Annotated in this window: 12 protein-coding genes; 1 reads left to right on the forward strand and 11 read right to left on the reverse strand. The window is 50.4% G+C overall.

Annotated elements, in window-relative coordinates; all coding sequences use genetic code 11:
* Positions 1-122 precede the first annotated feature (122 nt).
* Genes QTL79_RS00945 through QTL79_RS00960 form a run of 4 tightly spaced genes read right to left on the reverse strand, consistent with a single transcriptional unit; the run spans position 123 to position 2,046 of the window.
* Positions 123-539, reverse strand: coding sequence for a cupin domain-containing protein (locus QTL79_RS00945; RefSeq protein WP_346353053.1), 417 nt, complete (start codon positions 537-539; stop codon positions 123-125).
* Between the two features lie 22 nt (positions 540-561).
* Entirely contained in the window at positions 562-1,056 is a 495-nt protein-coding gene (locus QTL79_RS00950) for a cyclophilin-like fold protein (RefSeq protein WP_346353054.1), read from the reverse strand.
* Positions 1,057-1,107: 51 nt separating this feature from the next.
* Positions 1,108-1,644, reverse strand: coding sequence for a flavodoxin family protein (locus QTL79_RS00955; protein WP_346353055.1), 537 nt, complete (start codon positions 1,642-1,644; stop codon positions 1,108-1,110).
* 3 nt (positions 1,645-1,647) lie between these two features.
* On the reverse strand, positions 1,648-2,046 hold the full coding sequence (locus tag QTL79_RS00960; RefSeq protein WP_346353056.1) for a MerR family transcriptional regulator: 399 nt from the start codon (positions 2,044-2,046) through the stop codon (positions 1,648-1,650).
* 249 nt (positions 2,047-2,295) lie between these two features.
* Between QTL79_RS00960 and QTL79_RS00965 the strand changes: the two genes are divergently transcribed.
* Positions 2,296-3,345 carry an alpha/beta hydrolase gene (locus QTL79_RS00965; RefSeq protein ID WP_346353057.1) on the forward strand — a complete coding sequence of 350 codons (1,050 nt, stop codon included), beginning with the start codon at positions 2,296-2,298 and terminating at the stop codon, positions 3,343-3,345.
* A 93-nt stretch (positions 3,346-3,438) separates the two neighbouring features.
* On the opposite strand, the gene QTL79_RS00970 is transcribed toward QTL79_RS00965, so the two are convergent.
* The 7 genes from QTL79_RS00970 to QTL79_RS01000 all read right to left on the reverse strand — a co-directional run bounded on the left by QTL79_RS00970 (position 3,439) and on the right by QTL79_RS01000 (position 13,499).
* Positions 3,439-6,378 (reverse strand): response regulator, encoded by a 2,940-nt coding sequence (locus tag QTL79_RS00970; protein ID WP_346353058.1) that lies wholly within the window; start codon positions 6,376-6,378, stop codon positions 3,439-3,441.
* A gap of 12 nt (positions 6,379-6,390) precedes the next feature.
* Entirely contained in the window at positions 6,391-7,470 is a 1,080-nt protein-coding gene (locus QTL79_RS00975; RefSeq protein ID WP_346353059.1) for an HD-GYP domain-containing protein, read from the reverse strand.
* A gap of 5 nt (positions 7,471-7,475) precedes the next feature.
* On the reverse strand, positions 7,476-8,573 hold the full coding sequence (locus tag QTL79_RS00980) for a sensor histidine kinase (protein WP_346353060.1): 1,098 nt from the start codon (positions 8,571-8,573) through the stop codon (positions 7,476-7,478).
* Positions 8,574-8,599: 26 nt separating this feature from the next.
* Positions 8,600-9,910, reverse strand: coding sequence for an extracellular solute-binding protein (locus tag QTL79_RS00985; protein WP_346353061.1), 1,311 nt, complete (start codon positions 9,908-9,910; stop codon positions 8,600-8,602).
* 319 nt (positions 9,911-10,229) lie between these two features.
* Positions 10,230-11,426, reverse strand: coding sequence for a pyridoxal phosphate-dependent aminotransferase (locus tag QTL79_RS00990; RefSeq protein ID WP_346353062.1), 1,197 nt, complete (start codon positions 11,424-11,426; stop codon positions 10,230-10,232).
* A gap of 139 nt (positions 11,427-11,565) precedes the next feature.
* On the reverse strand, positions 11,566-12,372 hold the full coding sequence (locus QTL79_RS00995) for an acetoacetate decarboxylase family protein (protein WP_346353063.1): 807 nt from the start codon (positions 12,370-12,372) through the stop codon (positions 11,566-11,568).
* 137 nt (positions 12,373-12,509) lie between these two features.
* Positions 12,510-13,499, reverse strand: a complete 990-nt coding sequence (locus QTL79_RS01000) for a DUF3089 domain-containing protein (RefSeq protein WP_346353064.1) — start codon at positions 13,497-13,499, stop codon at positions 12,510-12,512.
* Positions 13,500-13,526: the final 27 nt, after the last annotated feature.

Consider the following 13,526-nt stretch of genomic DNA (forward strand, 5'->3'; position numbering starts at 1 on the left):
CCCCGCGACCCAACCGGTCGAAAGGGGCGGCTTCTTCCTTTTCATGTGCCTGCCGTTTTCTTGTTGTTTACTGCTGTCATGCCTGGGCTTTCTCTTTTCAGCACATGATTTTTGGAGAAAAATCAGCGCAATTGTTGGTACTCTGCGTCCGTAACCGGCTCCAGCCATTTTGCCGGTCCCTTCTGACAGTTGGTTTCAATCGAAAGGTGCGAAAACCAGCTGTCTTGCGCAGCGCCATGCCAGTGCTTCCTGTCAGACGGAATTTTAACGACATCACCGGCTCTGAGTTCGCGGGCCGCTTCGCCCTCTGCTTGATACCAGCCCCGGCCGCCCGTAACAAGCAGGATCTGCCCGCCCGGATGGCAGTGCCAACTGTTGCGGCACCCCGGTTCGAACGTTACGTTGCCGATCGGGCAATTGAATTCATCGCCGCCTGTCGACAGCATGTTGAGATAAGCCTGCCCAATAAAGTTTTCACTATACGGCTGCGGCATTTTATCGCCCTTGGAGAAAATCACGCTGTTCTTTAGATCGTTCATTTTAAATCGCCTCTTCTTTTCATCATTCTATCTTTTCCATGCGAATGGTCGCAGCACCGCTGTCTGTGAGTTTTTCCAGACCGGATTCAATCTTGCCTAATGAAATCAGCCCGTTTGAGTAACCATACTCGTGATAAAACAGAGCTACATTCCCCCAAGGCGCAAAATAGGTAAAGTCACCCGCCTTAGGTTCCATGCCTGCCGGCGCAGCGTCAAGCGACAATTTTTTCGGCAGATAGGCAATCTTTTCCCGCCCGGCATAGTCTTCCACCTTTATCGTCAATGGGAGTAATGTTAAAAAGTCTCTGCTCGTAGGATTATCATACATTTTCACGATGACTTCCGCATTGTTGAACTTCAGTTTTATTCTGCTATCGGCCTGTTTGGAGCTGGCGTTGTCTGCACGGCTATTTTGTCCGGCATCCGTATTTGCAGGCATCACGTTGTTTTTGCCGCTGCAAGCCGTGAGGCTAAATGACAGCAACAAGACAAAGACCAGTATGGCTCTTTTCTTCACCTGCATCCCTCCCCTTAACGCGTCGCCGCGTCTCGCTCATCTTGCGCCGAGTTATACCTTTTTCCCCATAGCATACGCTTCTTCCATCGCTTTCGTGCCGACGATATCGCCTTTCTGCCATGCGCCGACGCCATAGACGACGCCTTTTTCTTTGGCTCCGTTCAAGCAATCGAGAAAACCGCGAAACCCGTCAATCGTCCTTTCCATCGCCGCCACGCTGCTGTCCGCCGCGGACACAATGAAATAGAACTCTTTATCCGTGATTTCCTCATAACGGGCTGCCGTTCGGTCGATCAGCGTTTTCAGCTGCGCATCCATCGTATAAAAATAAACCGGCGTCGCCATCACAATCACATCCGCCGCAACCATCTTTGCCAAAAGATCAGCCATGTCATCGTTTTGCATGCATGTATGCGTCGTATAGCAGGCTCCGCAGCCGCTGCAGTAACCGATCGTCTGCTCCCCCAGAAAAATCTTCTCTACCTGCTGGCCCGCCTCTTTTGCACCGCGCAAAAATTCCTCGCATAAAAGATCGGAATTCCCTTGTTTTCTCGGACTGCCCGACAGGATCAACACTTTTTTACTCATGCATTACGCCTCCGCTTTGCTGTTTTTTTCTTTCGCTATGCTTTCCACAGAATCCTCAAGTTGATCGTAATTTTCGATTTTGCAGGCCAAGCGTTCTTTTACCGCCTGCAAATCGACGATACGTTTCTCCAAGCGACGATATTCCTCGCGCAACAGTTCTTTTCTGGCCTCGCGCGTTTCCCTTCCCTGTTGATAAAGCTGCACATACTCGACAAGCACTTCTACCGGAATCCCAGCTTTTCGCATACAATGGGCAAACTCGATCCAACCGCAGCTGTACGCGTCGTAGTCGCGCAGTCCGCTTGGCTTACGTTTGACCGGCGGGATAAGGCCGACCCTTTCGTAATAGCGCAGCGCATCCTGCGTTAAGCCGTACTTCTCACTCACTTCTGAAATAACCATCCGCTTCACTCCTTCTATCTTTCGGTTTAAAGCCTGTCTTCGTTACGCTTCACTCAGCTGCTCCTAATAAGAACTCTATCATCTGGTGTTAACTCCAGGTCAAGCGTTATTTTTCAAAACAGTGTAAAGCAAACGTTGCTGCTTTTTGTCGTTCGCGATTCTTTTTTAAAAACCGTATTGACATGGTGTTAACACCAGACTGTACGATGCAAGCAGAATTCTAAAAGAAAAGTAAGAGAGGTAAGAAAAATGAAAAAGAAATCCATGATGACGCGCAGCTTTCAAATGCTCACCGCGCTGACGCTGGGCTTGGTCCTGTCTGCGAGCGGCGTTGCTTCGGCGGCGAACAATGCCGCAGCGGACAAAACCTTTCTGCCGAGTGACAAGGTAACCAGCGAAAAAATCACCTACAAGAATCGCTTCGGCATTACCATTGCCGCCGATTTGTATCTGCCGAAAGAGATCGACAAGACGAAGAAATACGCCGCGCTTGTCATCGGCACCCCATATGGCGGCGTAAAGGAACAAGGCGCGGGTCTTTATGCGCAGACAATGGCCGAACGCGGCTTTGTCGCCCTTGCCTTCGACGAATCTTTTAACGGTGAAAGCAGCGGCGAGCCAAGACATGTCTCTTCGCCGGACATTTTCACGGAAGACTTCAGTGCGGGCGTCGATTATTTGGGAACGCGCCCCTATGTGGACCGGGATAAAATCGGCGCGATCGGCATCTGCGGCAGCGGCGGCTTCGCGCTTACCGCCGCGCAGGTCGATCACCGCATCAAAGCGGTCGCAACCGCAAGCATGTACGATATGAGCCGCGTGAAACGCAATGGTTGGCAGGACAGCATGACCGATGAACAACGCAGCCAATATCTCGATCAATTAGGCGAACAGCGTTGGAAAGATTTCGCAAACGGTTCGCCTCAATTAACGCCGCAATTCCCGGCTGAAATTCCCAAGACTGGCGTTGACCCGATCACAAGTGAGTTCTTTGAATATTACGTAGCGCCGCGCGGGCACCACCCTAATTCGATTGGCGCATTTACGGTCACAAGCGATATGTCTTTTATCAATTTCCCCTTGCTGGCGCATATTGAATCGATTTCTCCCAGGCCCATCCTCTTCATCATGGGCGAAAACGCACATTCGCGCTATTTCACCGAGGATGCCTACAAGATGGCCGCCGAACCAAAAGAACTCCTGGTTGTTAAAGGCGCACGGCACATCGACCTCTATGACAGAAAAGATAGCATCCCGTTCGACAGACTCGATTCCTTCTTTAGAGAAAATCTAAAATAGAAGAAAAAACTGCAAAAAGCCGCCCCTTTCGACCGCTTGGCTCGAAGGGGGCGGCTTATCTTCTAGCATACGACAAGCAGTTTTCCTATCTTTTTACACGCCATTTTGGGAAATGATTTCTTTAATTTCGAGCAGCACCTGCTTCAGCAGGACGATAAATTTTTTCTGCAGTTCGTCGATTGCCGCTGTCTCCGCATTGCCTAAGGCTTTTTGCAGCGCCGCCGCGACTTCATGCAATTCTTTTGCGCCGATGCTGCCCGAACTGCTTTTTATCTTATGCACGATTTGTTCCGCTTCCGCATAGTCTTTCTTTTCCAAAGCCTGCTGCAAATGAAACTCGGTCTCCTGGTTCTCGTTGTAATATTCTTTTAAGACCATGCGATACAGCTCCGCCTTGCCGCCGATGTGTCGGATGCCGTCTTCTTTATCCAATACCATGTTCTCGCCTCCCGTTTCTCCGCTCTGCTTCGTTTCAAGCGACGCCATTTTCAGCCGCGTCTCTTCCTGCGCGGCTTTAACCACCTGCACAACCGTTTCGACAAATCTCTCGGGTTCAAACGGTTTACTGATGTAATGGTCGATGCCAATGCTTTTGCACTTTTCTTCCACGCCGACGATCGCATCGGCGGTCATCGCGATGATCGGAATGTCCGCGTTCATTTTTCTGATCAGACTGGCTGATTCATAGCCGTTCATCACCGGCATATGAAGATCCATCAGGATCAGCGCCAGATCACTTTGGTTTTTGCCGAAAGCTTCATAGCCTTCCAGCCCGTTATCCGCCAACGTGACTTTGAAGCCCACCTCGCTCAGAATCGATTGGGCAATGAATTGATTGGTCTTATTGTCTTCCACAATTAAAACGTGATAGGGGTGTTCCAGCCTGAAACTCTCTTCTTTGTTCATCGACGCCGAGCGATCATGCTCCGCCAGAACGTTAAGCTTGAAAATATCGACGATCTCATTATAGAGGATCGACGGTATGATCGGTTTGATTATGCCGAATTCCAATCCGGCGGCCTCGACATTCTCAAGCAGCATTTCTTTCGCCACGGGAATCATTACGATGAATTTGGGCGTTTCTTTGAGCCAGGACAGCTCTTTTACGCTGCTGCAGAATTTAATGCCGCCTTCCTGCGGCGTTTCCAGATCGACGATTAATAAATTATAGGGTGTTCCCTTGTCGCTTGCCGCCGCTTGCATAAGTTCCAAAGCGCGTTCTCCAGAAACGGCAAATTCGGCCACCAAGCCGAAAGACTGCAGGTAGTTTTTCAATACGTTCCGATAAAACGGATTTTTTTCCACGACCAGCACCCGAATGTTGCGGAAATAAAGCGAAGCGGCCTTTTTCTTTTCTTCATAGGCTATGTTGCGATCCGCTTCCAACGTCAGCAAGACGTTAAAGGTGGAGCCTTCGTTGACCGCGCTATACGCCTCGATCTGGCCGTCCATCAATTCGACCAGACTTTTGACAATCGACAGCCCCAGTCCGGTGCCGCCAAACCTCCGACTGATGCTGGAATCCCCCTGACTAAAAGGCGTGAAAACCTCGACCAGTTGCTCGCTGGTCATGCCGATGCCGGTATCCTTGACGCTGAACTCGATGCGATAGGCATCCTTGACCTTGGCCACGAGACGGATCGAAAGCGAAACCGTGCCATCCTTGCTGAACTTGACCGCGTTGTTCACTAAATTAAGTAAGACCTGCTGTATCCGATTGGGATCGCCGAAGAAGAAGACCGGCAACGCCGGATCGCGCTCCAGCGAAAAATCGATGTTTTGCTCCTCGACCTTAAAGGCTGCGATGCTGACCAACTGCTGCAGAACCTCGTCCAGATTGAACGAGATTCGCTCGATGTCGATCTTGCCCGCTTCTATTTTTGAGAAGTCCAGGATGTCGTTGATGATGCCCAGCATATCGCGCGCGGCCCGCGTTATCTTCTCCAGATAGTTCTTTTGCGTGATCGATACCTCTGTTTTTTTGATCATATACGCCATGCCGCTGATCGCATTCAGCGGCGTTCTGATTTCATGCGACATGCGCGCCAAAAAAGCGGATTTGATGTGATTGGCATATTCCGCCTCCTCCTTGGCGACCTTCAGCGCCGCCTCGATCCGCTTGCGCGCTTCGACCTCGCGCCGCAATTTGACGAGCCAATAGAAGGACACGCCGAAGATGAGAACGATCACCGCGCCGATCATACTGGCGATCTTGATGACCTCAGTATAATCGACCTTGTTTTCCACGCCGATCCAACGATTGTTGATCGCGATTTTTTCTTCTTCATTTATATCGGCCAACGCTTTATTCAAGATGCTGACCAGGAGCGGCCAATCGTTTCTTACCGCAAAATACAGGAACTGCTTTTCATCGACTTCCATCTTCACATACTTCAAATTCGTTATACCGTTTGCCTTGGCCAGATAACTCGAAGTCGCCAGATTGCCGACAAACGCTTCTTCTTTTCCGTCGGCAACCGCTTTGAGTCCCTCTTCAACGGTGGAGTAAAGACTGAGCGTAATGCTCGGTACGAAGCTCTGCATAAAACTGTGATGCGAGCTGTTCATCTGCACCGCCACCGTGTGCCGCCTTAAATCGTCGAGACTCTTGACGCTGGTATTGTTTTGACTGATAAAAATAACGCGCTGGAACGAATAATACGGCTCCGTATAGATAAAATAGCGTTCTCGTTCCTTTGTCTTGCCCACGCAGGGTAAGGCGTCCAGTTCTTTCAACACGCCTTTTTCGTAAGCCTTGGCCCAGGTAAGGTCTTTTTCGACCACCAACTGCAGGCCGGTCCGTTCACTGATCAGCTTGATGTAATCGGCGGCGATTCCCTTATATACGCCGTCCGAATCGACAAATTCGTAGGGAATGAATTTAGGATCAACGCCGAGCCGGATCACCGGATGTTCCCTGATAAACGCCTGCTCTTCCGGCGAGAGCTTATTGTCCAAGGATGCCGCCGAACAAAACGAGAGAAAGAGCGGCAACAAAACGATGCTGAAGAAAAAACCGCGCAGCGCGTTCATCGCTTCTCCTCCTTACTGTTCCTGATGGGAATATTCCGTGGCGATTTCTTTGATTCTGTCTGCTATCGCCAGGAAAGCGTCCACGATAGCCGGGTCAAAATGTTTTCCCCGCTCTTCCTTTATCATCAGCAGCGCTGTTTCATGCGTGAACGCCGGTTTATAAACCCGTTTGCTGATCAGCGCATCATAGACGTCGACAATCGCCATCACTCTGCCCGGCAGAGGAATGGCCTCGCCCTTCAAGCCATACGGATATCCTGTGCCGTCATATTTTTCATGATGCCCGGCAATGCATTCGATCGCCGTCTTGATAAAAGAGGGAATCTGTCCCTCGGCCACCTCATAGCGCAGCGCATCGACCCCGTAAATCGCATGTTTCTTCATGATTTCGTACTCTTCAATCGTTAGTTTTCCCGGCTTCAAGAGAATGTTGTCCGGTATGCCGACTTTTCCGATGTCATGCAGCGGCGCCGTTTCAAACAATTCCTTGATGTAGCTCTCCGACAGCAATTTATGATAAGCCTCCTGGGTGCGAAGCTGTTCACAAAGCGCTTTCACCATCCATTGCGTCCGCCTGGTATGGTTGCTCGACTCAATGTCGCGTATCTCGAGCAAACCGACCAAAGCATGAATGGTGATATTGCGGGTTAAAACCAGCTCCTGCGTTCTTTGCGCGACCGTCTGCTCTAGCATTGCATTGTTCTGTTCCAAGGCTTTTGTGGCATTTTTCAATTTCACATGTATCTCGATCCTCTTGCGTAACGATTCTAGATTCAATGGTTTGCGAATGTAATCTACCGCCCCCAGGCTCAAACCGCGTATCTCATTTTCCGCTTCGTCATAGTTAGTCAGAATTAATGTGATGATCTTCTGATAGGCAGGCTCCGCCTGGATAGCTTCTAAAACCTCAAAACCATTCATGCGCGGCATCTTCAAATCCAGAATCATCAAATCGATCTCCGGTTCGCGTGCGATCACTTCCATCGCTTCCACGCCGTCATTGGCGAACAATAACTGATAATCATCCAAAATGTTCTTAATCATGATCATATCCGCTTTTGAATCATCGACGACCAATATGGTGACACCCATTCTACTCACCCTTTCTTGTTGCAAGCTTCGATTTTAAAATAAAAAGTGCTTCCCTTTTCGACTTCGCTTTCCGCCCAGATCGTTCCCTTATGCCGTTTGATAATGCGATCCACGATCGTAAGGCCTACCCCGGTACCTTCAAAGGCATCCTGCGCGTGCAGTCGTTTTATCTTTTTGAAAAGCTCTCCTGCATTCTTCATCTCAAACCCTGCGCCGTCATCTCTGACGAAATATACAACGCCGTCCGCTTGCTTTAGCGCGCCAAACTCGATGCACGCCTGGCTATGTCTGGAGGTATATTTCCAGGCGTTTTGCAGCAAGTTGAACATCGCCATTTCCATCAGACGGCTGTCCGCATCGGCAAACAGCTCCGGTTCGCAAAGAAACTCGACCTGACGCTCCGGCTGCAAGATGCGCAGTTTTTCGATAATGCCTTTCGCCAGTTCACTGAGATTGATCGGGCGGTAGTTTATTTCATACTGGCCGACCTTGGCCAATTGCAGGATATCGTCAATAAGCTGCGCCATACGCTGGCAGGAGTCTTTAATCATCGCGATATCGTCTAGGCCCTCCGCGTCTTCTTTTGCCGCAAGGTTTTTTTCGAGAAACTCACTGTAGGTCTTGATAATATGCAACGGTACTTTTAAGTCGTGCGAGACCGAATAAGAAAACGCTTCCAACTCTTCATTGATCCAGGTCAATTCACTTTTCTGCTTTTCCAGCAGGTCGCGCTGCAATTTTAATTTCAAATGCGTGTTCACTCTCGTCTTAACGACTGCACTATTGATCGGTTTCGTTATATAATCGATCGCACCGAGCTCCAGACCGCGTATCTCGTTTTTCGGTTCATCATAATTCGTCAAAATCAACGTCGCAATTTTTTTGTGTTCAGGATGGCGTTGCATCGCTTCCAACACTTCAAAGCCGTTCATCTGCGGCATGTTCAGATCCAAAATCACCATATCGATATCCTGTTCGCGCGCAAGGATTTCCATCGCTTCTTTGCCATTTTCCGCCAGCAGCAACTGATGCTCCGCGAGAAAATTTTGAATCATTGCCCGATCTGTTTTCGAGTCATCGACAATCAGGATCTTAACCGTCATTTCAGCGTCACGCTCCTTTTCAATCGCTATGGTTGCCGCAAGATTTCGTTGCCTTTGCTTTCGATCCGCTTTAAAAAATCCTCGATCGAAACTTCGCCCGTCATCACCTGATGCAGGCCGGGCGCATAGTATTCGTCCTTGATGATTTGCCACTTCGGCGTCGGCACATCGATACTGGGACGCTTAAAAGCGCTTAAAAACGGCAAATACTGCGGGTATTTCACCGTCATCACGCTGTCGGCCAAATCCTGACGCACAGGGATGCGGAAAGGATAATAGGCATCATGTTCCGGGCTGTATTCGCCCTCCATTATTTTTAGCTGCGCTTCTTTTGAAATCATGAATTTTATAAAAGCTAGCGCGCTTTTCTTTTTTTCACGGCTCATGCTGCCGGGTATCGACAACATCATCGGTCCGACTTCCGAATAGAGTCCGATGTCTTCCAACCTTATGATGCCGACGTCGAACGGGTGGCCGTTTTTTTCAATATCGGTAATCCCCCAAACGCCCTGGAATTCAAAGGCGATTTTCTTTTTTCTAAAATGCTCCATTACCTCAAGGCCGCTGTCGTCAATCCACGAAGGCTGCGCGTGCGGCCCTAAAACATCACGATAAAAGTGAAGCGCCGCTTTTGTCTCGGGTGTATTCACCGCAACGCGCATACCGCTTTGCTCCACCAACCGCCCGCCATAACCATAAACAAACTGATTGACCATCCAGGAAACATCGTTGTGATTGGCGCCGACCAGGCCAATTCCTCTAACGCCGTTTTTTGCTTCAACCGCTTCCAACGCTTTCACCAAGGAAGGCAAATCCCGAATCGCAGCGACATCGACAGCCGCTTTTGCCAAAAGTTCTTTATTATAAATCAGGCCGATCGAATGTCCCAGCCAGGGAATGCCGTACATGCGTCCGTTCACTTGTCCCAGTCGCCACAGTTCCGGGTAGAACCAACCTTCTTCTTCGGTAAAATAATCCGCCAGATCTTCCAAATACCCTTTGGCGGCAAAATATTTAACAAATCGATAAGGCAACACATGAATCGTTGCCGCCTCCGGCTCGGTCAAACGTTTTTCAATCGCATTACGGTCTTCATCGCCGTCGACTAGCGTGATTTCAAATGCGTCACTGTTCTCGGCATTATACAAATTCACGATGCGTTGAATCGCTTCGCCCCGCCCCGAATAAGCCGGCCAGGTGATTTGAAAAAGCAACGGCGCTTTCTTACTGCTTTTTTCCTCCAGCGACGGCCGGTTGTCGATGTTTCGTGCAACAAGCATGACCGCAGCCAAAATGATCAGGCTCAGCAACAAGTCTATGCTTTTACTGCGTTTCATCTTCGCCGCACCTCTCTTCGCAGACGCATGTAAACTATAATCATTGCAGCCACTTGTCTGAGCAACACGGGATACACATGTGCATGCATTCGCATACGACAGTTTGTGTTTCAAACGTCAAAAGCAAAAAACTGTCATATTCTCCTATTATTCCTAATTTCGATTTCACTATAAAAAAAACCTCTAGCGCTTGCAATATTCAGTAAAACAATGGCAAGAAGCCGCCCCCTTTGATCGCTTGGATCGAAGGGAGCGGCTTGCGTTATTTTTTACCCGACAGCAAGTTCTTGCCTTGCAACATCAAACGCCGGAATGTTTTTTATTTGCCTGCATACTCTTTTGCCAGTTTTTCAAAGAGCGGCAGCGCGCGCCGGACCGTTTCCGTCTGCACGCAGTAGGAGATGCGCATATGCCCCGGAGCGCCAAAATCCGTACCGGGCACAAGCAGCAGATCATACTTTTTAGCGCGTTCGCAAAAAGCGTAGTCGTCCGCTTCCAACGTCTGCGGAAAGAGATAAAACGCGCCTTCCGGCTCGATGCACTTGTAACCGAACGCGGCCAGACCTTCTAAGAGCAGCTTACGATTTTCCGCATAAATGGAAAGATCGGCCGTATCGGCCGCGCAGCGGGCGATGACCTGCTGAAAGAGAGCCGGTGCGCAGACATAGCCGAGCACGCGCCCCGCGCCGCAAACCGCCGCGTACACATCGTCGAACGATTCGACCGTATTCGGCACCAGCACATAACCGATGCGTTCACCAGGCAGCGAGAGCGACTTGGAATACGAATAGCAAACCAAGGTGTTCTTGTACTTCGGCGCAATGAACGGAATCTCTCTTGTTCCGTAAATGATCTCACGGTACGGCTCATCGGAAATCAGATAGATCGGATGACCATATTCCGCCGCTTTTTTGTTAAGCAACGCGGTCAAGCGGTCAATGGTTGCCTCCGAATAAACGACGCCGGACGGATTGTTCGGCGAATTGATCAGAACGCCTTTCGTGTGCGGATTCAACTTGCGTTCAAACGCTTCGAAGTTAATCTGAAAGTCTTCGATCTGCGCGGGAACGATCACGCACTTCGCGCCTGCTCCCTGTTCGATAAAGACCTGATACTCGGGAAAATGCGGCGCGAAAATGATGAACTCATCCTCGGGCGACGCGGTCAGCGCTTTCAAACAGATCGAAAGAGAAGCGGCCGCCCCCACCGTAAGATAGAGATTCTTAGCCGCATAATCGGTTCCGAAACGCGCATTCAAAGACGCGGCAATCGCGTTGCGGCTGTCTTCCCGCCCCTGCGCCGACGTATAGCCGTGAACCGCCGCCGGATTTTGGTTGGTAACGATATCGCAGATCGCCTCCTGCACCGAATCCGGCGCAGGCACATTGGGGTTGCCGATCGAAAAATCAAAGACATTTTCCCGACCGATGACTTTTGCACGCTGGTTGCCAAATTCAAAAATTTCACGAATGGTCGAGCGCTTCTTGCCGAGCGCCAGCATGTTTTGGTTCAACATAAACGAACACCTCCAGCAAATTCACCTTAACGTTTCCCCTGCGCGCCTACGCTAAAAACGTTTTCGGCGTAACATAATCAATGCTATTATTCTACCACAAACTTTACCGCCGAAGGGAAGAATGTTCCGGACTGGAAAGTTAACTCCGCTCTTCGCTACGCAGATCGCGAAGCGAAAGCAAGTCATCCACCGTAAGTGCAAACGAGAAGCGATAGCCTGCAAGAACAGACGTCGGCCGCAAGTCAGGCAGCTCGATGTAGGGATGCTCGAAAATCGACATCGACGCTTCCCCTTTCCAGATTGGCGATACGGCGATATCGCGCGATTTAAGCTGCACCAGTTCATGCACCGCCGGTTTGTCGTGTTTCCCTGCCGCAAGTTCAGGAAAATAGCGGACATTGACCGCTTTGGCAAAATTAGGCGCAGGCAGCGAATCGGTCAGCTCGCGCAGCGTGACTTGCGCTTCCGCCAAACGGCGCTCTTTAACCGCTAACGTAGCACCAAATTTCCCGCCCGCTCCGACAACGGGGCTCGCTTTCGACGGCAAATCATAGGCGCGCGTGATCCAGGTCGATCCCATTTGTTTCGGCCAGCCCTGTGCAAGGCCGCGCATTAACGAAACATCCTGATCCACCCAGATAAAAGGGCAATATGATACGGGCGTCCCCTCAAATTCAGCCGACAACAAGATAATCGTTTCCCGATATTGGCTGCGCACAGGGTCTAAATATTCTTCTCCCGTTTCGCTGCAGTATTGCCATTCAATAAAATAGACCGCACAACGACCGGAAGCCAGCTCGAGTCCCTGCGGCAAAAAGCTGGCCGCTGCCAGCGGATTTGCTTCATACTCCACGGCAAGCGCATTACCAACATAATGCCACGGCGGCTCCGGCGCAAGACTCGATGTCCCGCGCGGCGTCCTTGGCAGCGTATAGCCTTTCAACATGATCCTCTCCTCCTCAAATTTATTGTAGCTTTCGTCTCCTTTTTTCTTTTATCTTAGCAACGCATGCCGTCTCTGTATTGTAAAAAATTGACGCCGCTGGATTAGCGGCGTCAATTTTGGCGCATGGGACGATTTAATTATTTCCCCAAGAATTTTGCCGCACGAAGCGCGGCGTTTTCTCTGATGTTATAGTAATAAAACGGATAATCATACGGGTGGTACACGCCTTTGGGAAAAATCGCATTGCCCGGCGACAGCGCCTCGACATCCGCTGTGCTGCAGATGACGACGCCTCTCGTTTTATCAACCCGCGCATCGGCATACTGCGCAACCGCCGTCCATTCCTGTTGCTCATTTAAGAGCAGTGAGCCATAGCTTTCCTCCGCGGTCGCTAGAGTCTCCTCCCTCGTCCAGCTGATCGGATTGATCGCTATCGCGCCCGGCAGCAGAACCGGATTGTTTCCGCTAACGCCCGGCGCTTCGGTATTATACGAAATAATGACGCCCGTATCGTCCGCGCCTTGCGCAAATTTCAAGTGCGGATTGCGGGCGAGATACTCTCCGGTCACCGAATAACCGATCACATACGCGGCGATCATCCGCTGATATACCTCCGGGTGTTCCTTCATATAATCCGCCAGCAGATAGAGCATCACATTCGAGCCTTGCGAGTGCGAAGCCAGGATAAACGGTCTGCCCTGATTGTAATGCTTGATGTAATAGTCAAATGCGGCAAACGCATCCTCTCTCGGCGTGCCCGCAATAATTGCGGCCTGTTTTTCCGGCGGCAGCGTCAAGACAGCACCGATGTCCGCCTGCCTATAGTACGGAGCATAGACGTTTCCGATCGGTTCGAATGCGGTCGCCGTTTTCGCGTACGCCATTTTCGAACCCTTCATCATCGACGCATTATCGATGCCGCAGATGTCCGGTTCCTTTGCATCCGCTTTTTGCCAGGCGGTTGGATAGAGATAAAATACATCCACGTTCTTGTCATTGGCTGTCGGCAGCGCCAGCCATCGTGCCGGATCGGCATAATCGACGGCGCTCGCCGCACCGGCCTGTCCGGAAAAAGCGACGCTTAAACAGAGCACGAGCATGACCAACATGATTTTCTTTACGTTCATCTTCTCTCCCCCTTGCCGTTTGCTTCT

The sequence above is a fragment of the Azotosporobacter soli genome (genome assembly GCF_030542965.1).
GTDB classification, from domain to species: Bacteria; Bacillota; Negativicutes; order SG130; family SG130; genus Azotosporobacter; species Azotosporobacter soli.

Bases quoted from the DNA above. Each gene is read 5' to 3' on its own strand.
- QTL79_RS00945 (WP_346353053.1), bottom strand. From the start codon at position 539: ATGAACGATCTAAAGAACAGCGTGATTTTCTCCAAGGGCGATAAAATG.
- QTL79_RS01000 (WP_346353064.1), bottom strand. From the start codon at position 13,499: ATGAACGTAAAGAAAATCATGTTGGTCATGCTCGTGCTCTGTTTAAGC.
- QTL79_RS00980 (WP_346353060.1), bottom strand. From the start codon at position 8,573: ATGACGGTTAAGATCCTGATTGTCGATGACTCGAAAACAGATCGGGCA.
- QTL79_RS00990 (WP_346353062.1), bottom strand. From the start codon at position 11,426: ATGTTGAACCAAAACATGCTGGCGCTCGGCAAGAAGCGCTCGACCATT.
- QTL79_RS00955 (WP_346353055.1), bottom strand. From the start codon at position 1,644: ATGAGTAAAAAAGTGTTGATCCTGTCGGGCAGTCCGAGAAAACAAGGG.
- QTL79_RS00965 (WP_346353057.1), top strand. From the start codon at position 2,296: ATGAAAAAGAAATCCATGATGACGCGCAGCTTTCAAATGCTCACCGCG.
- QTL79_RS00985 (WP_346353061.1), bottom strand. From the start codon at position 9,910: ATGAAACGCAGTAAAAGCATAGACTTGTTGCTGAGCCTGATCATTTTG.
- QTL79_RS00995 (WP_346353063.1), bottom strand. From the start codon at position 12,372: ATGTTGAAAGGCTATACGCTGCCAAGGACGCCGCGCGGGACATCGAGT.
- QTL79_RS00970 (WP_346353058.1), bottom strand. From the start codon at position 6,378: ATGAACGCGCTGCGCGGTTTTTTCTTCAGCATCGTTTTGTTGCCGCTC.
- QTL79_RS00975 (WP_346353059.1), bottom strand. From the start codon at position 7,470: ATGGGTGTCACCATATTGGTCGTCGATGATTCAAAAGCGGATATGATC.
- QTL79_RS00960 (WP_346353056.1), bottom strand. From the start codon at position 2,046: ATGGTTATTTCAGAAGTGAGTGAGAAGTACGGCTTAACGCAGGATGCG.